Annotated in this window: 21 protein-coding genes; 10 read left to right on the forward strand and 11 right to left on the reverse strand. The window is 68.2% G+C overall.

Annotated features, from left to right (window positions below):
• Window positions 1-75 precede the first annotated feature (75 nt).
• The 5 genes from ACFWZ3_RS14185 to ACFWZ3_RS14205 all read right to left on the reverse strand — a co-directional run bounded on the left by ACFWZ3_RS14185 (window position 76) and on the right by ACFWZ3_RS14205 (window position 6595).
• The gene (locus ACFWZ3_RS14185) at window positions 76-990 is read right to left on the reverse strand and encodes a DUF1684 domain-containing protein (protein WP_439708331.1); all 915 of its coding nucleotides are present in this window, start codon (window positions 988-990) and stop codon (window positions 76-78) included.
• Window positions 991-1110: 120 nt separating this feature from the next.
• Window positions 1111-2916, reverse strand: a complete 1806-nt coding sequence (gene mutL / locus ACFWZ3_RS14190; protein WP_439708332.1) for a DNA mismatch repair endonuclease MutL — start codon at window positions 2914-2916, stop codon at window positions 1111-1113.
• A gap of 128 nt (window positions 2917-3044) precedes the next feature.
• Window positions 3045-4493 carry an N-acetylmuramoyl-L-alanine amidase gene (locus ACFWZ3_RS14195; protein ID WP_439708333.1) on the reverse strand — a complete coding sequence of 483 codons (1449 nt, stop codon included), beginning with the start codon at window positions 4491-4493 and terminating at the stop codon, window positions 3045-3047.
• A gap of 162 nt (window positions 4494-4655) precedes the next feature.
• The gene (gene tsaE, locus ACFWZ3_RS14200; protein ID WP_439708334.1) at window positions 4656-5114 is read right to left on the reverse strand and encodes a tRNA (adenosine(37)-N6)-threonylcarbamoyltransferase complex ATPase subunit type 1 TsaE; all 459 of its coding nucleotides are present in this window, start codon (window positions 5112-5114) and stop codon (window positions 4656-4658) included.
• Complete coding sequence (locus ACFWZ3_RS14205; RefSeq protein WP_439708335.1) at window positions 5111-6595, reverse strand: NAD(P)H-hydrate dehydratase; 1485 nt, start codon at window positions 6593-6595, stop codon at window positions 5111-5113. The genes tsaE and ACFWZ3_RS14205 overlap by 4 nt, the downstream gene beginning before the upstream one ends.
• Before the next feature lie 40 nt (window positions 6596-6635).
• Between ACFWZ3_RS14205 and queG the strand changes: the two genes are divergently transcribed.
• Window positions 6636-7709 (forward strand): tRNA epoxyqueuosine(34) reductase QueG, encoded by a 1074-nt coding sequence (queG, locus tag ACFWZ3_RS14210; protein WP_439708336.1) that lies wholly within the window; start codon window positions 6636-6638, stop codon window positions 7707-7709.
• An 83-nt stretch (window positions 7710-7792) separates the two neighbouring features.
• Here queG and pgi read toward each other — a convergent pair whose 3' ends face one another.
• Together pgi and panD are read right to left on the reverse strand one after the other, a co-directional pair.
• On the reverse strand, window positions 7793-9421 hold the full coding sequence (gene pgi, locus ACFWZ3_RS14215; protein WP_439708337.1) for a glucose-6-phosphate isomerase: 1629 nt from the start codon (window positions 9419-9421) through the stop codon (window positions 7793-7795).
• A 324-nt stretch (window positions 9422-9745) separates the two neighbouring features.
• On the reverse strand, window positions 9746-10132 hold the full coding sequence (panD, locus tag ACFWZ3_RS14220; protein WP_209614577.1) for an aspartate 1-decarboxylase: 387 nt from the start codon (window positions 10130-10132) through the stop codon (window positions 9746-9748).
• 218 nt (window positions 10133-10350) lie between these two features.
• Here panD and metG point away from each other — a divergent pair, with 218 nt between their 5' ends.
• Window positions 10351-12438, forward strand: a complete 2088-nt coding sequence (metG, locus tag ACFWZ3_RS14225) for a methionine--tRNA ligase (protein ID WP_439708338.1) — start codon at window positions 10351-10353, stop codon at window positions 12436-12438.
• 80 nt (window positions 12439-12518) lie between these two features.
• On the opposite strand, the gene ACFWZ3_RS14230 is transcribed toward metG, so the two are convergent.
• Window positions 12519-12812, reverse strand: coding sequence for a hypothetical protein (locus tag ACFWZ3_RS14230; RefSeq protein ID WP_439708339.1), 294 nt, complete (start codon window positions 12810-12812; stop codon window positions 12519-12521).
• Window positions 12813-12889: 77 nt separating this feature from the next.
• Between ACFWZ3_RS14230 and ACFWZ3_RS14235 the strand changes: the two genes are divergently transcribed.
• A complete protein-coding gene (locus ACFWZ3_RS14235; RefSeq protein WP_439708340.1) occupies window positions 12890-13507 on the forward strand; it encodes an RnfABCDGE type electron transport complex subunit B in 618 nt (205 codons plus the stop codon).
• Window positions 13504-14142 carry an endonuclease III gene (nth, locus tag ACFWZ3_RS14240; protein WP_439708341.1) on the forward strand — a complete coding sequence of 213 codons (639 nt, stop codon included), beginning with the start codon at window positions 13504-13506 and terminating at the stop codon, window positions 14140-14142. Before ACFWZ3_RS14235 ends, nth begins: the two co-directional genes overlap by 4 nt.
• 374 nt (window positions 14143-14516) lie before the next feature.
• Here nth and ACFWZ3_RS14245 read toward each other — a convergent pair whose 3' ends face one another.
• From ACFWZ3_RS14245 to ACFWZ3_RS14255, 3 genes are all read right to left on the reverse strand, one after another.
• Window positions 14517-15299, reverse strand: coding sequence for a sulfite exporter TauE/SafE family protein (locus ACFWZ3_RS14245; RefSeq protein ID WP_439708342.1), 783 nt, complete (start codon window positions 15297-15299; stop codon window positions 14517-14519).
• Window positions 15300-15344: 45 nt separating this feature from the next.
• A complete protein-coding gene (locus ACFWZ3_RS14250) occupies window positions 15345-15770 on the reverse strand; it encodes a TIGR01244 family sulfur transferase (protein WP_439708343.1) in 426 nt (141 codons plus the stop codon).
• A gap of 275 nt (window positions 15771-16045) precedes the next feature.
• A complete protein-coding gene (locus tag ACFWZ3_RS14255; protein ID WP_439708344.1) occupies window positions 16046-17296 on the reverse strand; it encodes a porin in 1251 nt (416 codons plus the stop codon).
• 192 nt (window positions 17297-17488) lie between these two features.
• On the opposite strand from ACFWZ3_RS14255, the gene rnt reads away from it, so the two are divergent.
• The 6 genes from rnt to phoU all read left to right on the forward strand — a co-directional run bounded on the left by rnt (window position 17489) and on the right by phoU (window position 22997).
• Window positions 17489-18148, forward strand: a complete 660-nt coding sequence (gene rnt / locus ACFWZ3_RS14260; protein WP_439701222.1) for a ribonuclease T — start codon at window positions 17489-17491, stop codon at window positions 18146-18148.
• Window positions 18149-18283: 135 nt separating this feature from the next.
• The gene (gene pstS / locus ACFWZ3_RS14265; protein WP_439708419.1) at window positions 18284-19318 is read left to right on the forward strand and encodes a phosphate ABC transporter substrate-binding protein PstS; all 1035 of its coding nucleotides are present in this window, start codon (window positions 18284-18286) and stop codon (window positions 19316-19318) included.
• A gap of 174 nt (window positions 19319-19492) precedes the next feature.
• Window positions 19493-20500, forward strand: a complete 1008-nt coding sequence (gene pstC, locus ACFWZ3_RS14270; RefSeq protein WP_439708345.1) for a phosphate ABC transporter permease subunit PstC — start codon at window positions 19493-19495, stop codon at window positions 20498-20500.
• A complete protein-coding gene (pstA, locus tag ACFWZ3_RS14275; RefSeq protein WP_439708346.1) occupies window positions 20500-21363 on the forward strand; it encodes a phosphate ABC transporter permease PstA in 864 nt (287 codons plus the stop codon). Before pstC ends, pstA begins: the two co-directional genes overlap by 1 nt.
• A complete protein-coding gene (pstB, locus tag ACFWZ3_RS14280) occupies window positions 21356-22162 on the forward strand; it encodes a phosphate ABC transporter ATP-binding protein PstB (RefSeq protein ID WP_439708347.1) in 807 nt (268 codons plus the stop codon). Before pstA ends, pstB begins: the two co-directional genes overlap by 8 nt.
• A gap of 118 nt (window positions 22163-22280) precedes the next feature.
• Window positions 22281-22997 (forward strand): phosphate signaling complex protein PhoU, encoded by a 717-nt coding sequence (phoU, locus tag ACFWZ3_RS14285; RefSeq protein WP_439708348.1) that lies wholly within the window; start codon window positions 22281-22283, stop codon window positions 22995-22997.
• Window positions 22998-23235: the final 238 nt, after the last annotated feature.

Below are 23235 nucleotides of genomic sequence, written 5' to 3' on the forward strand. Positions count from 1 at the left end.
TTTTTTGCCCCCCCCCCCCCGCCCCCCCCCCCCCCCCCCCCCGCCCCCCCCCCGGCCCGCTCCTACAATGAGCGACTAGTGTCCGCCGCGGTACTTTTTCTCGCCGGCGGTCACGGCGACATCCAGCCGATTCTCCGGCGGCGCCAACGGGCACGTCGCGAACGGCGTGAATGCACACGGCGGGTTGTATGCCTTGTTGAAGTCCAGCTCCACCTTGCCCGGGTGCGACAGGCCGCCCGCGGGCAAGGCCGCATAGAAGAAGCGCGCCGCGCCGTAGGTCTGCTTGCCGGAGGTGCGATCGGCGATGACGAAGAACAGCTCGCCGCCCGGCTCTTCCTGGTAGGGCATCAGCTCGAAGGTGTGGCCGTCGCGCTGGAACACCGCCTTGCCGGGCACGTCCACCGCCTCGATCGTGCCGATCACCGAACCGATTTCCAGCTTGTGCCCGGATGCGAACGGCACCCAGTCGGCTTCGATGCGCCAGGACGGATCGATCGGAAAATAATCGATGCCAGCGAAATGTGCGCGGGTGGGCGCTTCCGGGTCTTTCACGCGCAGCGCCTTGCGGCCGTCACGATCGATCACGTAGAAGCTCGCGCTGCCGAAACGCACGAGCGTGGGTCCCGCGGCGCCGGCGTGCATGTCGTCGACCAGCGTCGCCTCGGCCACCGGCTTGCCGTCGACGGTGGCACCGGCGTCCTTGTCCAGCGCGATGCGCGCGGTGCCGTCCTGGCCGAGGGTCACCGTGGCCAGATGTGCAGGACCGGCGGTCAGCACGATGTCATTGTCGGCGGCGCTGCCGATGCGGTTGGCACCCTCGTGCAGCCATTCCAGCCCGATCAGGCTCAGCCAGCCGTCCGGCGCGGTCAGCCGCGCGACGCGGTCGGCCCGCCACTGCTCGATCTGGCGGGTGTACGGATCGGTATCGGCGGCGTGCACGGCAACGGCTCCCAGGGTGATGGCGGCGACGAACAGGCTGGCGCGAAGCATGGGCTCTCCAGCGTGGGGGATGGCCATCGAGTATAGACGAGCCTGCATCCCGCCCCTGTAGGAGCGCAGCTGTGCGCGACCGCCATGCATCCGGTCGCGCACAGCTGCGCTCCTGCGACATCAGCGACCGCGCAGGAACAGACGATCGAGCTCGCCCAGCGACAGTTGCACCCAGGTCGGCCGGCCGTGGTTGCATTGACCCGAGCGCTCGGTCGCCTCCATCTCGCGCAGCAGCGCGTTCATCTCGGGCAGCGTGAGCCGACGCCCGGCGCGCACGGAACCGTGGCAGGCCATCGTCGAGAGCAGCTCATTCTCCAGTTCCTGCAGGCGGCGCGAACTGCCGTGCTGGGCCAGCTCCGCCAGCACGTCGGTGACGAGCTGGCTGACGTCGGCGCCCTCCAGCAACGCGGGGATGCGCCGCACCACCACGGTGGACGGACCGCTGCGCGAAAGCTCCAGGCCCCAGTCGGCCAGCGCCTCCGCGTGCTCCTCCGCGGCTGCCGCCTCCTTCGCGCTGACCGACAGGTTGAGCGGCACCAGCAGCATCTGCGAGCGCAGGTTGCTACAGGCGCGACCGGCCTTGAGCTTCTCGTAGGTGATGCGCTCGTGCGCTGCGTGCATGTCCACCAGCACTAGGCCGTGCGCATTCTCGGCGAGGATGTAGATGCTTTTGAGCTGCGCGATGGCGAAGCCCAGCGGTGGCGCCTCGCGCTCGTCGGCCTCGGGCATGGCCACGGCAGCGCCCATCTGCGCCGCAGGCTCGCCGAGCAGCGTGGCGTAGTCGGCCAGCGGCTCGTCACGCAGACCAAGGCTGAGCCGGCTCTGCGCGAACTGCGCGGGGCGCGAACCGCCAGGGCTGCCGTAGGCGTACGCCGGTGCCGGCGGGAGCGGCGATTCGGGCGACGGCGGCGGCACGGCCAGTCCCGCCCGCGTCTGCGCCAGCGCCTCGTGCAGGCTGCGGAACAGGAAGTCGTGCACCAGCCGCTGCTCCCGAAAGCGCACCTCGTGCTTGGCCGGATGCACGTTGACGTCCACCCCGGCCGGGTCGAGTTCCAGGTACAGCACAAAAGCCGGATGCCGGCCGTGGAACAACACGTCGGCGTAGGCCTGGCGCACGGCGTGGGCGACCACGCGGTCGCGCACCAGCCGTCCGTTGACGTAAAAGTACTGCCCGTCAGCCTGCGCGCGCGACGCGGTCGGCAGCCCGACCCAGCCGGAGAGCTGCATGCCCGCCGCAGCGTGATCGATGTGCAGGCTCTGCGCCGGGAACCCCTCGCCGAGCACCTCGGCCACGCGCGCCAGCGCCGAGGGCTGATCCGGGCAGGCCCTGAACAGGCGCAGCGGCTTGCCGTTGTGGCTCAGGCGGAACTCCACCGAGCGGCGCGCCAGCGAGAGGGACTTCAGCAGGTCATCGATGTGCGCAAGCTCGGTGCGCTCGGCACGCAGGAATTTCCGCCGCGCCGGCACGTTGAAGAACAGGTCGCGCACCTCGACGCTGGTACCGACCGGATGCTGAGCCGGGCGCACCGGCTGCATGCGCCCGCCGTCCACTTCCAGGCGGAACGCACTGTCGGCGTCACGCAACCGGGAGGTCAGCGCGAAACGCGCCACCGAGGCGACGGAGGCCAGCGCTTCGCCGCGAAAACCCATGCTGGCGACGTGCTCGAGGTCGTCGAAGCTGCCGATCTTGCTGGTCGCATGCGAGGCCACCGCCAGCGCCAGGTCGTCGGGGCCGATGCCGCCGCCGTCATCGCGCACGCGGATCAGCCGCGCACCGCCCTGCTCGATGTCCACCTCGATGCGGGTGGCGCCTGCGTCGAGGCTGTTCTCGACCAGTTCCTTGACCACCGAGGACGGGCGCTCGATGACCTCGCCGGCAGCGATCTGGTTGATGAGGTCGGGGGGCAGCTGGCGGATGACGGGCATCGCGCAAGCTTAATGGGTGGGGGCGAGGTTGCCCACGTCGCCAGGCACTCTGTAGGAGCGCACCTGTGCGCGACCCGGATGCGTACGGTCGCGCACAGGTGCGCTCCTACAGGAGTTTCGGTTTTGGGTCAGCCGGCGGGGATGGCCAGTACCGCGCCGGCCTGCACCGTGTCGCTGCTCATGCGGTTGGCACTCTTGAGCGCGTTCACACTGACGCCGTACTGGCGCGCGATGCTGCCCAGGCTCTCGCCGCGCGCAACCCGGTGCAGGTCGCGTACGTTGGCATCGGCGCGCGTGTCCGCCACTGTCGGGGCGGGCTTGCTGGCGGACGCCAGGATGCCGCTGCGACGCATCGCCTGCGCGGCGAACCAGGTGCCCGGGGGCGGGGTCGCCTCGAAGTAGTTGCGCACGCCGCCCATCACCGCTTCGGCCAGCTGGCGCTGATGGGCCGGATCGCGCAGCTTACGCTCCTCGGCCGGATTGCTGATGAAGGCGGTCTCGACCAGGATCGAAGGCACATCCGGCGAGCGCAGCACCACGAAATTGGCGTGTTCGACATGCCCGCGATGGGTCGGCCCCAGCTTGGCCAGCGCCTTGAGCACGTTGCCGGCAATCGACTCGCTGGCCTGGATGGCGTAGCCCTGCTGCAGGTCCAGCAGGACCGCGGCGAGGCTGTCGTCCTTGTCGTCCAGTGAGACGCCGCCGATCAGGTCGGCGCGGTTTTCGCGGTCGGCCAGCCAGCGCGCCGCCTCGGAGGTCTTGCCGCGCGGCGACAGCACCCACACCGAGGAGCCCTTGGCGTCGCTGCTGGTGAAGGCGTCGGCGTGGACCGAGACGAACATGTCCGCGTTCTGCTCGCGGGCGATCTGGTAACGCCGCTTGAGCGGGATGAAATAGTCGCCGTCGCGGGTCAGCACGGCCTTCATGCCAGGCTGGCGGTTGATCTCGGCGGCCAGGGCGCGCGCCACGGCGAGGGTGACGTCCTTTTCCTGCGTGCCGCTGGGTCCGTGCGAACCGGGATCCTTGCCGCCGTGACCGGCATCGACCGCAACGATCACCTTGCGCTCGCCGCCGAGCAGGGCGGCAGCCTGTCTGGCGCCCTTGCCCACGCTGGAGGTGGGCTTGACGCCGGCCAGCACGCCGGGCGTGAGGTCGTCCGCCGCGTCCGCGATGGCTCCGGCCTTGCCGGGGTAGAGATCCAGCACCAGGCGATAGCCGTGCTCACCCGCGGGCTTGAGCAGGAAGCTCTTCGGTTGTGCACCCGCGGCAGCATGCGCCACCAGATCCAACTCGCCAGCGGAAACCCGGCTGTCCAGGCTCTTGTAGAGACCCTGCGCCGCGGGCGCGTCGAAGCCCTGCGCCAGGTCGCTGCTGTGCAGTTGCAGTTCGATCGTGTTGCCGTCACGGCGCAGCTTGTAGTCCACCGGGCCGGACAGGTCGAACACCACGCGCGTGTACTCGGGGCCCGCCCAGACGCGCGCGCCCTGCACGTCGGCCGCCTGCGCAGGGCATAGCGGCAACGCGGCGGCAAGGGCCACCGCAGCCAGACTTCCCAGGCGCGCAAACGTACGTGTCATGGCGCCGCATTGAAGCGCAGCAAAAACGCGATTGCAAGCGTTTTTCCCTTGGATATCCATAACCTGCGTTGCTTTTGTCATGCAAACCCAAGGTACCGGAGGCTAACCGCGCTTCCCCCGCGCAAACGCGCTGGAGATGGTTTTTTCTTACAGAACCGTAACTTAGCTTTCGCCCAGGCGTCCCAGCAGGACGCTGCCGCGGTCGCTACGCGGGTCGGCGCGCGCGCGCCGCCCATCGCCGGCGTGCTCCAGTTCGAGCACCAGGTCCGGTGCGGGCAAGGCGCCGGTGCCCCGTTCGGGCCATTCGACCAGCACCAGCGCCGCCGGATCGCCCAGGGCGTCCAGCCCGAGCCATTCCAGCTCTCCCGGATCGGCGATGCGGTAGAGGTCCAGGTGCCAGGCCGTGAGATCGCCAGCGCGGTAGGACTCCACCAGGCTGTAGGTGGGGCTCTTGACCCGCTCGCCCACGCCGAGCGCGGTGAGCAGCGCGCGGGCAAAGCTGGTCTTGCCGGCGCCCAGGTCGCCATGCAGGTAGATCACCAGGCCGCCGTCGACCGCCGAGGCGAAGCGCTGGGCCAGCGCCGTGGTGGCAGTTTCGTCGGGGAGGGTCCAGTAGCTCATGCATCCAGTCCGTTCAGAAGGTGGCGCAGCGGGACGAACAGGTCGCTGGCGAGCAGGCCGCGCTCACCTTCGCGGGCGGCCAGGTCGCCGGCACGGGCATGCAGGCCCACGCCCAGGCGGGCGGCATCCCGGGCGCTGCAGCCTTGCGCCAGCAAGGCAGCGACAAGGCCCGTCAGCAGGTCGCCCATGCCGCCCGAGGCCATGCCCGGGTTGCCCCAGGGGCAGACGTCCAGACGGCCATCCGCGTCGGCCACCAGCGAACCGGCACCTTTGAGCACCGCCACCGTGCCGAAGCGTTGTGCAAGCGCGCGAGCGGCGGCGAAGCGATCATGCTCGACGTCGGCAACGGAACACCCCAGCAGCCGCGCCGCCTCGCCCGGGTGTGGCGTGATCACCACCTGCCGCGTCGGATCAAAGCGCCGCGGCTCGGCCGCCAGCAGGTTGAGACCGTCGGCATCGAGCACCAGCGGCAGCGTGCTGTCCAGGGCGGTCAGCCAGAGCGCGTGCCCCCAGGCGCCTTGTCCCAGGCCCGGGCCGACCGCCAGTACGGTCGCCCACTCGAGCAAGGGCTCCAGTGCCTGGGGACCGTTGACCGCATGCGCCATCAGTTCGGGGCGGGCGGCGTTGAGCGAGACCAGCTGCTCGGCCCGCGTCGCCACGCTGACCAGGCCCGCACCGCCGCGGAGGGCGGCCTCCCCGCACAGGCGGACCGCGCCCGCGGTGCCGTGGTCGCCGCCGATGGCCAATACGTGGCCGTTGCGCCCTTTGTGCGCATCGCGCGGGCGTGGCGGCAACGTTGCCGCTTCGAGCAGGTGCGCATCGGGCGCTTCCTGCCACAGGCTTTCGGGCAACCCAAGCGTGGCCAGCTCGATGCGCCCGGTATGTGCGCTGGCCTGGCCGGTATGCAGGCCACGCTTGGCCGCGATGAAGCTGACCGTGAGGCTAGCGCGGATCGCCACGCCCGGGCAGCGACCGGTGTCGGCGTTCAACCCCGAGGGCACGTCCAGAGCCAGGATGGGCCTGCCGCCTAGATTGAGTCGCTCGATCAGCGCGGCCGCGGCCGGCTGCGGCGGGCGGTTCAGGCCGGTGCCATAGAGCGCGTCGACGTACACGTCCGCTTCGGGCAACGGTGACATGCCGTCCCAGTGATGGACCGGTACGCCTCCCTGCTCGCAGGCGGTCCGGGCGCGGGCTGCGTCCCCCTCGCCCGCAGCCTCGGCCAAGGCCAGCACGTCGGCCGCCATGCCGGCTTCGTGCGCCAGCAGCGCGAGCAGATAGCCGTCGCCGCCGTTGTTGCCTGGCCCGCAGTACACCGCGATGCGCTGCGCGTGCGGCCAATGCCGGCGAAGGCTGGCGAACGCCGCGGCCGCCGCGCGGCGCATGAGCTCGTAGCCGGGAATCCCCAGCACCTCGATCGCACGCCGGTCCAGCGCGCGCACTTGGGCGACGGTGTACAGGGCGTGGCGATGTGGCGCGGTCATCGGGCGATTATAGGTGCGGGCCCGCACTTACAATGGATGCATGTCCGTCGTTCCCTCCCCCGACTACGCCGCCCTGGCCCGCGAGATCAAACAGTGGGCGCACGAGCTCGGGTTTGCGCAAACCGCCATCAGCGGCGTCGAGCTGGGCGAGGACGAGTCGCACCTGGAACGCTGGCTCGAGGACGGTCTGCACGGCGAAATGGACTACATGGCCCGCCACGGCACCCGCCGCAGCCGTCCTGCCGAACTGGAACCGGGCACCCTGCGCGTGATTTCCGTGCGCATGGATTACCGCGCGCCGGGGACCCGGCACGCCTGGGACGTGATTAACGACGGCGAGGCCGGCTACGTGGCCCGCTATGCGCTGGGCCGCGATTACCACAAGCTGATGCGCAACCGGCTGCAGAAGCTCGCCGAGCGCATCCGCGCGGCGATCGGCGAGTTCGGCTACCGCGCGTACGTGGATTCGGCGCCGGTCCTGGAGAAGGCGCTCGCGCGCAACGCCGGGCTGGGCTGGATCGGCAAGCACACCGTGCTCATCAACAAGGACGCCGGCTCCTACTTCTTCCTCGGCGAGCTCTACACCGACCTGCCGTTGCCGATCGACGCGCCCGCCACGGCGCACTGCGGCACCTGCACGCGCTGCATCGACGTCTGCCCCACTCAGGCGATCGTGGGTCCTTACCGGCTCGACGCGCGCCGCTGCATCTCCTACCTCACGATCGAACTGAAGGGCTCGATCCCCGAGGATCTGCGCGCGCCGATGGGCAACCGCATCTTCGGCTGCGACGACTGCCAGTTGGTGTGCCCCTGGAACAAGTTCGCACAGGACGCCACGGAGCCGGACTTCGCGCCGCGGCACAGCCTGGACGGCGCGAAGCTGGTGGCGCTGTTCGCGTGGAGCGAGGAGGAGTTCCTGCGCCGCACCGAGGGCATGGCGATCCGCCGTACCGGCTACGAAGGCTGGCTGCGCAACATCGCGGTCGCGTTGGGCAATGCGCCCCCGACGGCCGAGGTGGTCGCCGCCTTGCGTACGCGGGAACAGCACCCCTCGCCCGTCGTCCGCGAACATGTCGCCTGGGCACTGGCACGCCACGGAACCGCGCCGCTGTAGGAGCGCACCCTGTGCGCGACCGCCAGGCGGGCAACTACCGGGTGTGCGGCGTCACCGGTCGCGCACAGGTGCGCTCCTCCACGTCAGGTGCGGCGCTCGTGGATGGCGCCGATCAGTGCGCAGGTCGCCGCATCCAGCGGCGGCACGTCCGACTGCTCGCCACGCAACGCCGGCAGGATTTGCCGCGCGATGCTCTTGCCCAGCTCCACGCCCCACTGGTCGAACGCGTTGATGCCCCACAGGTGGCCGAGCAGGAACACCTTGTGCTCATACAGTGCGATCAGTGCGCCCAGGCTCTCGGGGGTGAGCGCATCGAGCAGGATCACGGAACTCGGGCGGTCGCCCGGGAAGGTGCGCTGGGCTGCCAGCGTCGGGCCGCCAGCGGGGTTCTCGGCCAGCGCCTCCTCGGTGGTCTTGCCCAGCGCCAGCGCGGCCGCCTGCGCGAGCAGGTTGGACAGCAGCGCGTCGTGATTGCCATGCAGCGGATGCGCCGGGTTGACGATGCCGATCAGGTCCAGCGGCACCACCTCGGTACCCTGGTGCAGCGCCTGGAAATAGGCGTGCTGCGCATTGGTGCCGACGCTGCCCCAGACCACCGGCACGGTGGGCTGGCCCACTGGCTGGCCTTGCGGCGTCACCGACTTGCCCAGGCTCTCCATTTCCAGCTGCTGCAGGTAGCTCGGCAGGTCGCCGAGCAGGTCCGCGTAAGGCACCACGCCGCGCGTCGGGTAGCCCAGCACGTCGCGGTTCCATATCTCGACGAGCGCCAGCAGCGCCGGCAGGTTCTGCTGCCAGGGCGCGCTGCGGAAGTGGTCGTCCATGCGCGCACCGCCGGCCAGCACGGCGCGAAAGCCCTGCGTGCCGATCGCCAGGGCCAGCGACAGCCCGACCGCCGACCACAGCGAGTAGCGCCCACCGACGAAGTCCCACATCGGGAAGATCTGCCTGAGCGGCACGCCCCAGCTGCCTGCGACCTCCGTGTTGGCGCTGACCGCCAGGAAATGCCGCGCCACCTCGCGCTCGTCGCCGTTGCAGGCCTCCAGGATCCAGCCGCGCAGCACGTTGCCGTTGAGCAGCGTTTCCTGCGTGGTGAAGGTCTTGGAAACCATGATCACCAGCGTGGTCCTCGGATCGAGGCGGGTGATCAGGTCGTAGGCAGCCTGGCCGTCGACGTTGGTGAGGAAATGGCTGCGCACTTTCGGCGTGCGGAACGGGGCGAGCGCGGCAACGGCAAGCCGGGGCCCCAGGTCCGAACCGCCGATGCCGATGTTGACGATGTCGGTGACCGTGTCGGGCAGCCCCAGGGCCGCCTGCTGGCCGCCATGGATGGCGTCGACAAGCTGGCCGATGCGCTCGAGTGTCGCCTCGATCTCGCGGCGTGCCCCGGCCGGTGCCGGCGAGGGCATCGACGAAGCGCCCGCCCGCAGCGCCGTGTGCAGCACCGCGCGGTCCTCGGAGGTGTTGATCGGCTCGCCGGCGAACATCGCGTCACGCGCCGCTTCCCAGCCGCTCGCTTCCAGCTGCGCACCCAGGGCATCGAGTGCCGGCACGTCCAGCTTCTGCCGGCTGAGGTCGAGCAGCAGCGGGCCGGCGCGGTGGCGCAGGCGCGCCCCGCGGGCCGCATCGGCGATCAGCGTGCGCAGGTGGGTCTGCGAAAGGCGACGGGCGTGGTCGGCGAACAGCGAAGCGTACGTCGGGACGTTGGCGGGCATGGGCAGACGCGCTGGCGAGGGAAGCCTTGCATCTTAAGCCGGGCGCGCGTGAGGAACACGTCGGGCGGCACCACGCACCCGAGCCTCGCCGCGAACGTGGGGGGTGGTGCCGAGAGGCGATGGTGCTTTTCGGCGCGATGCCTGGGCGAGCCTTTCGCAAGGTACGCCCTGCGGGCACCTTCCCCGTAAACGAGGGAAGGTTCGCGGGGCTACGCCGACGCGGCGTCCAGGTCCGACACGTCGGGTGGCATCACGCGTTCGAGCCTTCCCCGGCGAACGCGGGGGAAGAATCACGGCACGGGCGGACGCGGAGGAAGGATCCGGTCAGGCGGCCGCCATCTGCTTTGGGATCGAGCGGTTGGTGTGGCTGATGCGATTGTCCGCATCCACGTACACCAGCGTCGGCTGGAACTTCTCCAGTTCCGCCTCGCTGAGCCCGACGAAGGCGGCGATGATGATCAGGTCGCCGGCCTGCGCGCTGCGCGCAGCGCTGCCGTTGACCGAGATGATCCCCGAGCCTTCCTCCGCGCGCAGCGCGTAGGTCACGAAACGCTGCCCGCTGTTGATGTTCCACGCGTGGATCTGCTCGTACTCGCGGATGCCCGAGGCATCCAGCAGCAGGCCGTCGATCGCGATCGAGCCCTCGTAGTGCAATTCCGCGTGGGTCACGGTTGCACGGTGGATCTTGGCCTTGAGCATGTTCAGGTGCATGACAGATGTGTTTCCGGCAGGAACAGCCTGCGTCCGCCAATTATCGAACCCCTGACGCTGCGCTGCAACATCGCCCCGCCCCTCTGTAGGAGCGCACCTGTGCGCGACCGGGATGCGCGCGGTCGCGCACAGGATGCGCTCCTGCGAGGGCTTCTGCGCGTTCGGCCATCCAAACCCCCGTGCCATAATGTGCGATCCCGCCGGAACGCCTGCCCGCCATGACCCGCCGCCTGCTCGTCACCAACGCCTTGCCCTACGCCAACGGCCCGCTACACATGGGCCACCTGCTGGGCTACATCCAGGCCGACATCTGGGTGCGCGCGCAGCGCATGGCCGGCAACGAGGTGGTGTACGTCTGCGCGGACGACGCGCACGGCACGCCAATCATGCTCGCCGCGCAGAAGGCCGGCATGACGCCGGAGGCGTTCATCGAGGGCATCCGCGCCGGGCACGAGGCGGATTTCGCCGACTTCGGCGTGCACTTCGACCACTACCACTCGACGCACTCGGAAGAAAACCGCGAGCTGGCGACGCTGATCTACACGCGCCTGCGCGACGGCGGTTTCATCGCGCGCCGCGACATCAAGCAACTGTTCGACCCGGAAAAGGAAATGTTCCTGCCGGACCGCTACATCAAGGGCACCTGCCCGCGCTGCGGCACGAGCGACCAGTACGGCGACAACTGCGAGAACTGCGGCGCCACCTACGCACCGACCGACCTGATCGAGCCCTACTCCGTGGTTTCCGGCGCTGCGCCGGTGCTGCGCGACTCGGAACACTACTTCTTCGAACTGTCGAAGTTCGAGGCCCTGTTGCGCGACTGGTTCGCCGGCCGCTACACCGGCGGCAAGCCGGTGGCCAACGCGGGCGTGGCGGCCAAGCTGCGCGAGTGGCTGGACGGCGGTCTGAAGGACTGGGACATCTCCCGCGACGCACCCTACTTCGGCTTCCCGATCCCCGACGCGCCGGGCAAGTTCTTCTACGTCTGGCTGGACGCGCCGGTCGGCTACCTGGCCAGCTTCAAGGCGTTGTGCAACGCGCGCGGCCTGAAGTTCGACGACTTCCTCGCGCCGTCCAGCCGCGCCGAGATGCACCACTTCATCGGCAAGGACATCATCAATTTCCACGGCCTGTTCTGGCCGGCGATGCTGCACGGCGCCGGCTTCCGCACGCCGACCGCGCTGCACGTCAACGGCTACCTGACCGTCAACGGCGCGAAAATGTCCAAGTCGCGCGGTACCTTCATCCAGGCGCGCGCCTACCTGGACGTGGGCCTGAATCCCGAGTTCCTGCGCTACTACTTCGCCAGCATGTTGGACGACGCACCGGTGGACGTGGACCTGGACCTGAAGGCCTTCGAGGAACGCGTCAACTCTCACCTGGTCGGTAAGTGGGTGAACATCGCCAGCCGCACCGCGGGCTTCGTGCACAAGTTCTTCGACGGCCGCCTGGGTGCGCGCTTCGGTGCCGCCGAACAGACGCTGTGGAACACGCTGCTGGAGCACTACGACGGCATCGACGCGCTGTACGACGCCGGCGATTTCGCCGAGGTTACCCGCCGCTTCGTGCTGATGGCGGACCTGGTCAACGGCCACATCGCCGCCACCGCGCCCTGGACCATGGCCAAGGACGAATCGCGTCGCGCCGAGCTGCACCAGGTGTGCTCGTTCGCGCTCGCCGCCTTCCGCCTGCTTGCCGGGCTGCTCAAGCCGATCCTGCCGGCCACCGTGGCCGCGGCGGAAAGTTTCCTGCAGGCGCCGATCGCCGACTTCGACGACGCCCGCGCGGAACTGCACAGCCACGCGATCGGTCCGTTCGAGCCGCTGCTCGCGCGCATCGATCCGAAGCGCATCGAGGCCATGATCGACGCGTCCAGAGAATCGCTCGCGCCCGCGCCGGCGGCCGCGCCCAAGTCATCCAAGGAAACCCGCAAGCCCATGATCGAGCCAGCAGCACCCGCCACCGACACGCCCGCCACCATTGCCATCGACGACTTCGCCAGGCTCGACCTGCGCATCGGCAAGGTCACCACCTGCGAGTTCGTGGAAGGCTCGGACAAGCTGCTGCGCTTCGAGCTGGACGCCGGCCCGCTGGGCACGCGGCAGATCTTTTCCGGCATCAGGGCCGCCTACGGCGAGCCGGAAAAGCTGGTCGGCCGCAACGTGGTGTTCGTCGCCAACCTGGCGCCGCGCAAGATGCGCTTCGGGCTGTCCGAGGGGATGATCCTGTCGGCCGGGGATGGCGGCAGCGACCTGTTCCTGCTGGATGCCGACCAGGGTGCGAAGCCCGGCGCAACGGTCCGCTGACACGCTCTTTGTAGGAGCGCACCTGTGCGCGACCGTGAGGCTTCCGGTCGCGCACAGGTGCGCTCCTACAGTTAAACCCGTTAGCGCGCGTAGGTGACGAAGAACCCGACCAGGTCGCCGTTCTCGTTGTAGGCCGACAGGTCCACCACGTGATAACCGCGCGCGGCGTACTCGGCGTGCGACTCGGTGAGCTTCTTGGCCATGTGGTTCTTGCGGAAGCCCAGCGTGGCATCGACGAACACCGTGACGGTATCGCCTTGCACGGTCTCCGCCCGTGCTGGCGTGGCGTGAGTGAGCAACAACGTGCCGCTCATGCCGATGGCGGCAGCCAGCAACAGCGATGCAGCGCGGAGGGAAGGACGGAAACGGGTCATGTGAAGCTCCTGCCAAGTTGCGGGACAATAGGGCGCTGATTATGCCGATGCCCGCCCGGCACGGCGCCCGGAACATCATGAACGACGTCACCGATCTGGTTACCCGCATCGACGCCCTGCTGCCGCAAACCCAATGCGAGCAGTGCGGCTTCCACGGCTGTCGCCCATACGCCGAGGCGATGGCGCGCGGCGACGCGCCGATCAACCGCTGCCCACCCGGTGGGGCGGCCGGCATTGCGAAGCTTGCGGCGCTGCTGGGCACGCCCGTGCTGCCGCTCGATCCCGCACACGGCGTGGAGAAGCCGCGCACACTCGCGCGCATCGTCGAGGCCGACTGCATCGGCTGCACCAAGTGCATCCAGGCCTGCCCGGTCGATGCCATCGTCGGTGCGGCCAAGCTGATGCACACGGTGTTGCCCGATCAGTGCTCCGGTTGCGAGCTGTGCGTACCGGCCTGCCCGGTCGACTGCATCGTGCTTGAACCCATGCCCCTGGCGCAGGTGGAAGACCCCGCCCACGCGGAGGCTTGCCGCGCGCACTTCCAGCGCCGCGAAGTACGCCTGGCCCGGGAACGGGGCGAGCGCGAAGCAGAACTGGCCGCGCGCAAGGCGGCGGTCGATACACCCTCCACCCCGCAGAACCCGGTGCTGGCGGCACTCGCGCGCGCCCGCGCCAAACAGGGTTCCCGGGCATGAAGCGCGCCGACGTCGTCGAGCTGTTCACCCGTCTGCGCGAGCTCAACCCGCACCCCACCACCGAGCTGGAATACCGCACGCCGTTCGAGCTGCTGGTCGCGGTCGTGCTCTCGGCGCAGGCCACCGACGTGGGCGTCAACAAGGCCACCCGCAAGCTCTACCCGAAGGCCAACACACCGCAGGCGATCCTGGCGCTGGGCGAGGAAGGCCTGAAGCGCTACATCAGTACGATCGGGTTGTACAACGCGAAGGCGAAGAACGTGATCGCGCTGTGCCGGCTCCTCATCGAGCAGCACGGCGGCGAGGTGCCGCGCACACGCGAGGCGCTGGAAGCACTGCCGGGTGTCGGGCGAAAGACGGCCAACGTGGTCCTCAATACCGCCTTCGGCGAGCCGACCATCGCGGTGGACACGCACATCTTCCGTGTCTCCAACCGTACCGGCCTGGCGCCGGGCAAGGACGTGCGGGCGGTCGAGGACAAGCTGGAAAAAGTGGTGCCGGCCGAATTCAAGAAGGATGCCCACCACTGGCTGATCCTGCACGGTCGCTACGTGTGCAAGGCACGCAAGCCCGACTGCCCGATCTGCCCGATCCGCGACCTCTGTCGGTACAAGCACAAGACATTGCCGGCGTAGGGCGGGTTCCTCGCAAGGCCTCCCCCATCCGCCCTTCGGGCACCTTCCCCCGTCAACGGGGGAAGGATCGGGGGCGCGGCGCCACGCTGCCGCGCCATCCCCAGCGAGCGGGAAAGGGTCAAAGGCCGCGACGCCACGCTGCCGAGCCTTCCCCCAGCGAGCGGGAAAGAGGCAAAGGGCGCGACGCCACGCTGCCGAGCCTTCCCCCAGCGAGCGGGAAAGGGGCAAAGGCCGCGGCGCCACGCTGCCGAGCCTTCCCCCGCGAACGCGGGGAAGGTGCCGACAGGCGGATGGGGGCGTTTTTGGGCGTGATGCCCCGGTAAGGCTGGTTTGGCCGTACGCCGATGGGCGCATGCACGCCCGCCAATGCCGCCTCAAGCCGCGTGGGTCAGCGACCGGTAGAGCATGTAGATCGCCACCACCACGATCACGCCGGCAAACACCACGTTGAGCGCGCCACGTGTGCCTGCCAGGCGACGCGCACCCAGGGCACCCAGCCAGCCGCCGATCACGCCACCGCCGATGAACTCGGCCGCGACACGCCAGTCGACCAGGCCCGAGGCCGCGTAGTTGCCCGCGGTCGTCGCGGCAAAGGTCCCGACGGAAAACAACGAGGTACCGATCGCGTTGATGATCTCCATGCCGCTGGCGAACATCAGCCCGGGCACGATCAGGAAGCCGCCGCCAATACCGAAGAAACCGGCCAGTCCGCCTGCGCCGATACCGACCGCGCCCAACCGCGGCAAGGTATGGGGCAACGGATAGCGGTCCCCTGCCCCACTACGCCGCCCGCGCAACATCAGGAACGCCACCACCAGCATCAGCAGCGCGAACAGCGCCAACAGGCGGTGGCCGTCCATCGCCTTGCCCGCGCTCGATCCCAGCCAGGCGCCGAGTACGCCGGCCGCGGCGAACACGAACGCTGCGCGCCAGCGCACGTGCCCCGCACGCGCATGCGGCAGCAGGTTGGCGAAAGCATTGGCCGATACCGCCACCGCACTGGTGCCGATCGCCATGTGCGGGTCGCGTACGCCGACGACGTACAGCAGCAAGGGCGTAGCGAGGATCGACCCGCCGCCGCCGATCAGCGCGAGCGAAAACCCCACGGCCGATCCGCACAGCACCGCCAGCAACTCGCCAGCTCCCGGCACCGGCATCACGCGAGGAACCGGCAACAGCAGAGGCGATCGACCTGCATCCGCTCAGGCATGCCGCATCGCCCGCAGCCGCGGCGCAAGCGCAGCGATGTCGTAACCGGCATCGCCCGCCGTCTTCACGATCGCTTCGGCTTCGCCCTCACGGGCCGCCTGCAGAGCCCACAGCGTGGTCGAACGCGTGCCGGTACGGCAGAAGGCGAGCACCGGCGCGGGCATCTCATCCAGCGCCTGTGCCATCGCGTCGACGACGTCGGCGTCGTAACGCCCCGGCACGACCGGAATGTCCCGGTAGGCGAGGCCGTTCGCGGCGGCCGCCTGCGCCATCTCCGAACTGGAAGGCTGGTCGTCCGCCTCCCCGTCGGGGCGGTTGTTGATCACGCTGCGGAAGCCGGCCGCTTCGAGGTCGGCCATTTCGCCGGGCAGGATCTGCGGTGACACGCTGACCTGGTCGGTGAGCTTGCGGATGTGCATGGAGACCTCCTGGCAAGTCCAAGGGCAGCGCGACGATAGCAGCACGGCCGTGCCTGCTCCATGCCCTCGTGCAGCCGCGAAACCGCGCAGCACGGTGTTCATTCGAGCCTCGCAGACAAAGTTATGCGAGGCCAAAAAAAATAACGGCGGGCTTGCGGCCCGCCGTTGTCCCTCCCTGGGTAGAACTCCCTTCCGATAACCACTCCTTGACACGGGGCTAATGATCCACGGCCCGCGTGAAGGTTTGTTCAAGAGCAGGCAAACGCAGCGGCTGCCTAGAACGCGACCTCGCCGAACACGCCGATCTCGTTCGTCTTGACGTTTTGTACATGCGGCGGCACCGGATCGGCGACCGAGCGCTCGGCCTTTTCGTGCTTCCACACCGCGGCCAGCTTGAAGCCCTTGGTCACCTGGTACTGCAGGCCGAGGTTGTAGTAGACGTCCTTGGCTTCGTCGTCCAGGTCCTTGCTCAGTTTCGCGTTGTCGTAGCGGGCGAACAGGGCGATGTCATCGGTGAGCGCGACCGAGCCCCACAGCGAGTAGCCGTCCGCCTTGTCTTCGACCGGGCTCAGGACGAGGTTGCCCCAGTTCTTCGCGGTGAAGTATTCGGCGCCCACGCGCACCTTCTTGTCCGCGTAGGCGACCATCAGGTCGCCGCGCTGGGCGGTCTGGGGCGCATCGATGCTCTCGGTCTCCTTGCCGAGGTGACCGCTGTAGCCGCCGACGGCGACGATCATGCCTTCGAACGGCACGAAGCCCACGCGGCCCTCGATGTCCACGCCCTTGCTGCGACCCGGGTTCTTGTAGCCGCCGCCGTTGACCACCGACACCGCGTAATTGGCGGCCTTGTTGGCGCCCAGGTTACCGAACAGGTGCAGGCCCCAGTCGGCCGAGTTGGCGTACTTCAGGCGGTCGGTCAGGGTGTTCTCGACATAGCGGAAGCCGTAGTAGCTCTCCACGAAGGGAATCCACGGCATGTCCGCCGAACCGATGCGCAGCACGGCCGCCGGGTCGAACTTGCCCTGCACGTACGCCTTCTTGACGAACAGGTTGGTCTCGCCGTCATTACTGACGTAGTTGAAGTCCGTCGTGAGGTTGGCCGACCAGATGTCGTTGAACTGGTGGTCCACGCCCAGGTAGAAGCGCTTGACGTCCAGGCCCGTGCCCGAGGCGTCGGTCTTGCCCGTGTCGCTGTTCTTCTGGTCGATGTTCGAGAAGTCGAAATACATCTTGCCGGAGAAGCTGGTGTCGGCCAGCGCCTTTTCCAGCGAGGGCGCCGCGGCCTGCGACTTCTGCAGCGCCTCGATGTTCTGGCCGGTGCTCACGTTGATGTCGGACTGCGCGTCGGTGCGCTGTTCCAGCTCGTCCATCTTCGCCTGCAGGGCGGCCAACTGGGCCTTCAGTTGCTCGACCTCCGCACTGCGCGCAGCCGACTGCGCATCCTGCGGGGCCGGTGCCGCATGCACGCCGGCGCCTGCCAGGCCCAAACCGGCGGCGATCGCCACCACGAGCATCTTCGAACGCATGTGTCTCTCCACTGTTGGTAGGAACCCCTCGACCGCCCCCTTTCGATCCGGAAGGCCAAGCTGGGATGGAGGCAGGATGCGTCGCTTCGTTTACGGTTCCATGCCGGTTGCGTGACAGAACGAAGACACTACGCATCAGGGTGCAGACGCGGACTTCGCGAGCGCCCCACCGGGCGCTGATATGCTCCGTCGATGGAATACGTAAGCAACAGCATGGCTGCCCGGATGTGCCAGCGGTTCCGCGGCTTCATGCCGGTGATCGTGGACGTGGAAACCGGCGGTTTCGATGCCGAACACGACGCATTGCTGGAGATCGCCGTGGTCACCCTGGGGATGGACGGCGAGGGTTACCTGCACCCGCGCGCGCCCGTGTTTACGCATGTGGAGCCCTTCCCCGGCGCCCGCATCGACCCGCGCTCGCTGGAGATCACCGGCATCGACCCGGACAATCCGTTGCGCGGTGCGCTGTCCGAACGGCAGGCGCTGGACCATGTGTTCAACCCGGTGCGCCAGGCCATGCGCGAGAGCGAGTGCCAGCGCGCCGTGCTGGTCGGCCACAACGCGGCCTTCGACCTAGCGTTCCTCAACGCGGCCGTGCGCCGCTGCGGGCACAAGCGCAATCCGTTCCACCCGTTCAGTTGCTTCGACACGGCGACGCTGAGCGGCCTGGCCTACGGACAGACCGTGCTCAGCAAGGCGGTGCAGGCGGCCGGCCATGCGTTCGACGGACGCGAGGCGCATTCGGCCATCTACGATGCCGAGCGCACGGCGGAACTGTTCTGCTCGATCGTCAATCGCTGGCGGCGGCTGGAAACGCTCGAGCGCGACCAGGTCGGACTGACCCTGATCTGACCGCTTTTCATGACAGCCGGATGCGGCGTGTCATCACGCTGCAACATTCATCTCATTTCATTGCAACACGCCTGACCTCAAATGCGTCCGCCGGGAATCCGCCCGCGACGCACACTTCCAAGAGGACCGACCGTGTTGAAAGCAACCACCACCGTTTCCCGCTTCGGCACCGCCGCCGTGCTGGCTGCCGCCACGCTGATGGGCGCCAACGCCGCCCAGGCCACCGACATCACCGGCGCCGGTTCCAGCTTCGTCTATCCGGTGCTGTCCAAGTGGTCCGCCGCCTATGCCGAAAAGACCGGCAACCAGCTCAACTACCAGTCGGTCGGCTCCGGCGCCGGCATCGCGCAGATCAAGGAAGGCACGATCGACTTCGGCGCTTCCGACGCGCCGATGAAGGCCGAGGACCTCGCGAAGTTCGGCCTGGGCCAGTTCCCGGTCGTGGTCGGCGGCATCGTGCCGGTGGTCAACATCGCCGGCGTGCAGGCTGGCCAGGTCAAGCTCGACGGCGCGACGCTGGCCGACATCTTCCTGGGCAAGATCAGGAACTGGAACGACCCGAAGATCGCCGCGCTCAACAGCGGCCTCAAGCTGCCGGCGGGCAAGATCACCGTCGTGCACCGCTCCGACGGTTCGGGCACCTCGTTCAACTTCACCAACTACCTGTCCAAGGTCAGCCCCGAGTGGGCCAGCCAGGTCAAGTTCGGTACCTCGGTCGACTGGCCGACCGGCGTGGGCGGCAAGGGCAACGAGGGCGTGTCGCAGTATGTCAAGCAGATCAAGGGTTCGATCGGCTACGTCGAATACGCCTACGCGGTGAAGAACAAGATCAGCTGGGTGGACCTGAAGAACGCCGCCGGCAACGTCGTCGCGCCGAACGCCGACAGCTTCGCCGCTGCGGCCGCCACCGCCGACTGGGCCAGCGCCAAGGACTTCAACCTGATCATGACCAACGCGCCCGGCGCCAAGGCCTGGCCGATCACCGCGACCACCTGGGTGATCATGTACAAGCAGCCGAAGAACGCCGAGCACAGCAAGGTCGCCTTCGACTTCTTCAAGTGGGCGCTGGAGAACGGCCAGCAGCAGGCGGCCGCGCTCGACTACGTGCCGCTGCCGCCGAACCTGGTGCAGAAGATCGAGGCCTACTGGGCTTCGGAATACAAGCACTGACACCCAAACGGCAGTCATACGCCAGCCGGCCCTTCCCCCGCCCGCGGGGGAAGGTGCCGACAGGGCGACAGGGATGCCTTTTCGCCGAACGTTCCCTTCAGTCCTTCGGACACCATCCTCCGCGCGCGGAGGAAGCAACCACTGGAGCCCGGCTCCCTTCATGCGACCCACTTGATGTCCACCATTCCCGCCACCGATATGCCCGAGCAGCGCGCCAGGCACGACGCCCGCCACGACCGCCTGTTCGCCGGCCTGCTCAAGGCCTGCGCGCTGATCGTCCTGGCCGCGCTGCTGGGCGCCGCGTTCGCCACGCTGTGGGGCGGGCGCGAGGCGTTTGGCACGTTCGGCTGGCACTTCCTGGTCAGTTCCGCGTGGGACCCCAGCAGCCAGGAATACGGGGCGCTGGTGCCGGTCTACGGCACGCTCGCCACCTCGTTCATCGCGCTGCTGATCGCCGTTCCGGTGAGCTTCGGCATCGCGCTCTATCTCTCGGAAGTCGCGCCGCGCTGGCTGCGCACGCCGGTCGCCTCGGCGATCGAGCTGCTGGCGGGCATTCCCTCGATCATTTACGGCATGTGGGGCCTGTTCGTCTTCGCGCCGTTCTTCGCCGAGCACGTCAAGCCGTGGCTGACCAACTACCTCGGCAACAACCCGGATGACGGCAACCCCTCGTGGGTGGCCACGCACGTGCCGTTCGTCGGCAAGCTGTTCGCCAGCGACTACCCGTTCGGCGCAAGCATCCTCACTGCCGGGATCGTGCTGGCGATCATGATCATCCCGTTCATTTCCTCGGTGATGCGTGAGGTCTTTCAGACCGTACCCACGCGCCTGAAGGAATCCGCCTATGCGCTCGGCTCCAGCACCTGGGAAGTGTCCTGGGACATCGTGCTGCCGTACACGCGCTCGGCGGTGATCGGCGGCATCTTCCTCGGGCTCGGCCGTGCGCTGGGCGAGACCATGGCGGTGACCTTCGTGCTCGGCAACGCGATGGACCTGTCCGCCTCGCTACTCGACCCCGGCTCCTCGATCGCCTCGACCATCGCCAACCAGTTCAGCGAGGCGGTGGGGCTGCAGAAATCGGCGCTGATGGCGCTGGCGTTCCTGCTGTTCGTGGTGACCTTCATCGTGCTGCTGATCGCGCGGCTGATGCTGCGCCGCCTGGCCAGCCGGGAGGGCCGCTGATGGATCTGCTGTACTTCCGCCGCCGCCTGACCAACGCCATGGCGCTCGTCCTCAGCACGCTCGCCACGCTGATCGGCCTGGCCTTCCTTGCCTGGATCCTGTGGGAAACCCTGCGCCAGGGCATCGCCGCGCTCGATCTGAAGCTGTTCACCAAGATCACTGCCTACGGCGACCAGGGCGGCCTGGCCAACGCCATGGTCGGCAGCCTGATCATCAACTTCGTGGGTATCGCCATCGCCACGCCGATCGGCGTGCTCGCGGGCACCTGGCTGGCCGAATACGCCAACCGCACGCGGCTGGGCGAGACCATCCGCTTCTTGAACGACATCCTGCTGTCGGCTCCCTCGATCGTGATGGGCCTGTTCGTCTACACCATCATCGTGTTGCCGAGCACCGCGCTGACCCACGGCAACACCACCTTCTCCGGCTTCGCCGGCGGCGTGGCGCTGGCGCTGATCGCGCTGCCGGTGATCGTGCGCACCACCGACGAAATGCTGCGGCTGGTGCCTTCCACCTTGCGCGAGGCCACGCTCTCGCTCGGCGTGCCGCAGTGGAAGCTGACCTCGCAGATCCTGCTGCGCGCGGCGCGTTCGGGCATCGTTACCGGCGTGCTGCTGGCGCTCGCGCGCATCAGCGGCGAGACCGCACCGTTGTTGTTCACCGCCTTCGGCAACAACTTCATGACGCTCAACCCGCTGGACAAGATGTCCAGCCTGCCCCAGGTGATCTACCAGTACGCCAACGATCCGGGCGAGACGATGCATGCGCTGGCCTGGGCCGGCGCCTTCGTGGTCACGCTGTTCGTGCTGCTGCTCAGCCTCGCCTCCCGCCTGCTGTTTACCCGCAAGGTGTCCCATGACTAACGCTGCCGCCCTCGCCCTGGCCCCCTCGATGGCGCCACCCGTGGCCGAGCCCAAGCTCAAGGTCCGCGACCTCAATTTCCACTACGACGGCTTCCATGCGCTGAAAGACATCGGCATGGACATTCCCGAAAAGCAGGTCACGGCGATCATCGGGCCGTCCGGTTGCGGCAAATCCACGCTGCTGCGGATCTTCAACCGGATCTACGCGATCTACCCGAAGCTGAAGGCGACCGGCTCGATCGAGCTGGACGGCGAAAATATCCTGGACCCGCGCTACTCGCTCAACCGCCTGCGCAGCAAGGTCGGCATGGTGTTCCAGAAACCGGTGCCGTTCCCGATGACGATCTTCGAGAACGTCGCCTATGGCATCCGCCACCACGAGCGGCTGTCGAAGTCCGACATGGAGGCGCGCGTGGAGCAGGCGCTGCGTGGCGCCGCGCTGTGGGACGAGGTCAAGGACAAACTCAAGCAGAACGCGCTGGGCCTTTCGGGCGGCCAGCAGCAGCGCCTGTGCATCGCGCGCGCGATCGCGCTCAGGCCCGAAGTGCTATTGCTGGACGAGCCAACCTCGGCGCTCGACCCGATCGCCACCGGCCGCATCGAGCAGCTGATCGAGGAGCTGAAAAGCCAGTTCACCATCGTGATCGTCACGCACAACATGCAGCAGGCGGCGCGCGTGTCCGACCGCACGGCCTTCATGTATCTGGGCGAGCTGGTCGAGTTCGACGAAACCGAGAAGATCTTCACCAAACCCGGCAAGAAGCAGACCGAGGACTACATCACCGGCCGCTTCGGCTGACGCGAGCTGCCTGCTCTGCCCCGGCCTTTGTCGAGGATGGGGAGGAGCGCTGGGCGAGGGCTGGGGTTGCCGTGATGTCCTTGCTCTGCCCGCCTAACGAACTACCCGAGACGAACCCATGACCAAAGACCACATCATCAAGAGCTACGACAGCGAACTGGCCCGCCTCACCGGCGAGATCGTCCGCATGGGCGAGCTCGCCGCCGCGCAGCTGGAGGCGGCCATCGACGTGGTCGAGCGCCGCGACGATCGCGCGGCCCAGCGCGTGGTTGCCAACGACGATGCGATCGACGCGCTGGAACAGGAAATCAGCCACGACGTGGTGCGCCTGCTCGCCCTGCGTGCCCCGATGGCCGGCGACCTGCGCAACGTGTTTGCGGCCCTGCGCATCGCCTCCGACATCGAACGCATCGGCGACTACGCGGCCAACGTCGCCAAGCGCTCGATCCCGCTGTCGATGGTCGCGCCCGTGACCCCTACCGGCGGCCTGGGCCTGCTCGCGAAGCTGGCGGCCGCCGAGGTGCGCGACGTGCTCGGTGCCTATGCCCGGCAGGACGCCGAGCAGGGCTACCAGGTGTGGAAACGCGACGCCGGGCTGGATGAGGCCTACACCGGTTACTTCCGGCAGCTGCTGACCTACATGATGGAGGACCCGCGCAACATCACGCCGTGCACGCACCTGTTGTTCATGGCCAAGAACATCGAGCGCATCGGCGACCACGCGACCAACATCGCGGAGAACCTCTGGTACCAGGTGTACGGCGAGCCGCTGGACAAGCAGCGCGACAAGCGCGACCTCACGTCGAATCCGGAAATGCCGAAGCTGGGGGGCTGAGGCAAGGTCTTCCCCCTCCGCCCTTCGGGCACCTTCCCCCGTGAACGGGGGAAGGAACACACCCCTTGCGTCACGCTTTCCGAGTGAGCCTTCCCCGTTCCATGGGGAAGCGCGACAAGCGACCTCACGTCGAATCCGGAGATGCCGAAGCTGGGGCTGAGGCGCGGCTTCCCCCATCCGCCCTTCGGGCACCTTCCCCCATGAACGGGGGAAGGAACTTACCCTTGCGTCATGCTTT

This window comes from Frateuria sp. GZRR35 (assembly GCF_051900415.1).
Lineage (GTDB): Bacteria > Pseudomonadota > Gammaproteobacteria > Xanthomonadales > Rhodanobacteraceae > Frateuria_A.

What these genes read in the sequence shown, in the direction of transcription:
- panD (WP_209614577.1), bottom strand. Translation starts at nt 10,132, where the DNA reads ATGCACCTGAACATGCTCAAGGCCAAGATCCACCGTGCAACCGTGACC.
- queG (WP_439708336.1), top strand. Translation starts at nt 6,636, where the DNA reads ATGTCCGTCGTTCCCTCCCCCGACTACGCCGCCCTGGCCCGCGAGATC.
- pstA (WP_439708346.1), top strand. Translation starts at nt 20,500, where the DNA reads ATGGATCTGCTGTACTTCCGCCGCCGCCTGACCAACGCCATGGCGCTC.
- pstB (WP_439708347.1), top strand. Translation starts at nt 21,356, where the DNA reads ATGACTAACGCTGCCGCCCTCGCCCTGGCCCCCTCGATGGCGCCACCC.
- ACFWZ3_RS14195 (WP_439708333.1), bottom strand. Translation starts at nt 4,493, where the DNA reads ATGACACGTACGTTTGCGCGCCTGGGAAGTCTGGCTGCGGTGGCCCTT.
- phoU (WP_439708348.1), top strand. Translation starts at nt 22,281, where the DNA reads ATGACCAAAGACCACATCATCAAGAGCTACGACAGCGAACTGGCCCGC.
- ACFWZ3_RS14255 (WP_439708344.1), bottom strand. Translation starts at nt 17,296, where the DNA reads ATGCGTTCGAAGATGCTCGTGGTGGCGATCGCCGCCGGTTTGGGCCTG.
- metG (WP_439708338.1), top strand. Translation starts at nt 10,351, where the DNA reads ATGACCCGCCGCCTGCTCGTCACCAACGCCTTGCCCTACGCCAACGGC.
- ACFWZ3_RS14245 (WP_439708342.1), bottom strand. Translation starts at nt 15,299, where the DNA reads ATGCCGGTGCCGGGAGCTGGCGAGTTGCTGGCGGTGCTGTGCGGATCG.
- mutL (WP_439708332.1), bottom strand. Translation starts at nt 2,916, where the DNA reads ATGCCCGTCATCCGCCAGCTGCCCCCCGACCTCATCAACCAGATCGCT.
- ACFWZ3_RS14250 (WP_439708343.1), bottom strand. Translation starts at nt 15,770, where the DNA reads ATGCACATCCGCAAGCTCACCGACCAGGTCAGCGTGTCACCGCAGATC.
- ACFWZ3_RS14185 (WP_439708331.1), bottom strand. Translation starts at nt 990, where the DNA reads ATGCTTCGCGCCAGCCTGTTCGTCGCCGCCATCACCCTGGGAGCCGTT.
- nth (WP_439708341.1), top strand. Translation starts at nt 13,504, where the DNA reads ATGAAGCGCGCCGACGTCGTCGAGCTGTTCACCCGTCTGCGCGAGCTC.
- rnt (WP_439701222.1), top strand. Translation starts at nt 17,489, where the DNA reads ATGGAATACGTAAGCAACAGCATGGCTGCCCGGATGTGCCAGCGGTTC.
- pgi (WP_439708337.1), bottom strand. Translation starts at nt 9,421, where the DNA reads ATGCCCGCCAACGTCCCGACGTACGCTTCGCTGTTCGCCGACCACGCC.
- ACFWZ3_RS14205 (WP_439708335.1), bottom strand. Translation starts at nt 6,595, where the DNA reads ATGACCGCGCCACATCGCCACGCCCTGTACACCGTCGCCCAAGTGCGC.
- pstC (WP_439708345.1), top strand. Translation starts at nt 19,493, where the DNA reads ATGTCCACCATTCCCGCCACCGATATGCCCGAGCAGCGCGCCAGGCAC.
- tsaE (WP_439708334.1), bottom strand. Translation starts at nt 5,114, where the DNA reads ATGAGCTACTGGACCCTCCCCGACGAAACTGCCACCACGGCGCTGGCC.
- ACFWZ3_RS14235 (WP_439708340.1), top strand. Translation starts at nt 12,890, where the DNA reads ATGAACGACGTCACCGATCTGGTTACCCGCATCGACGCCCTGCTGCCG.
- ACFWZ3_RS14230 (WP_439708339.1), bottom strand. Translation starts at nt 12,812, where the DNA reads ATGACCCGTTTCCGTCCTTCCCTCCGCGCTGCATCGCTGTTGCTGGCT.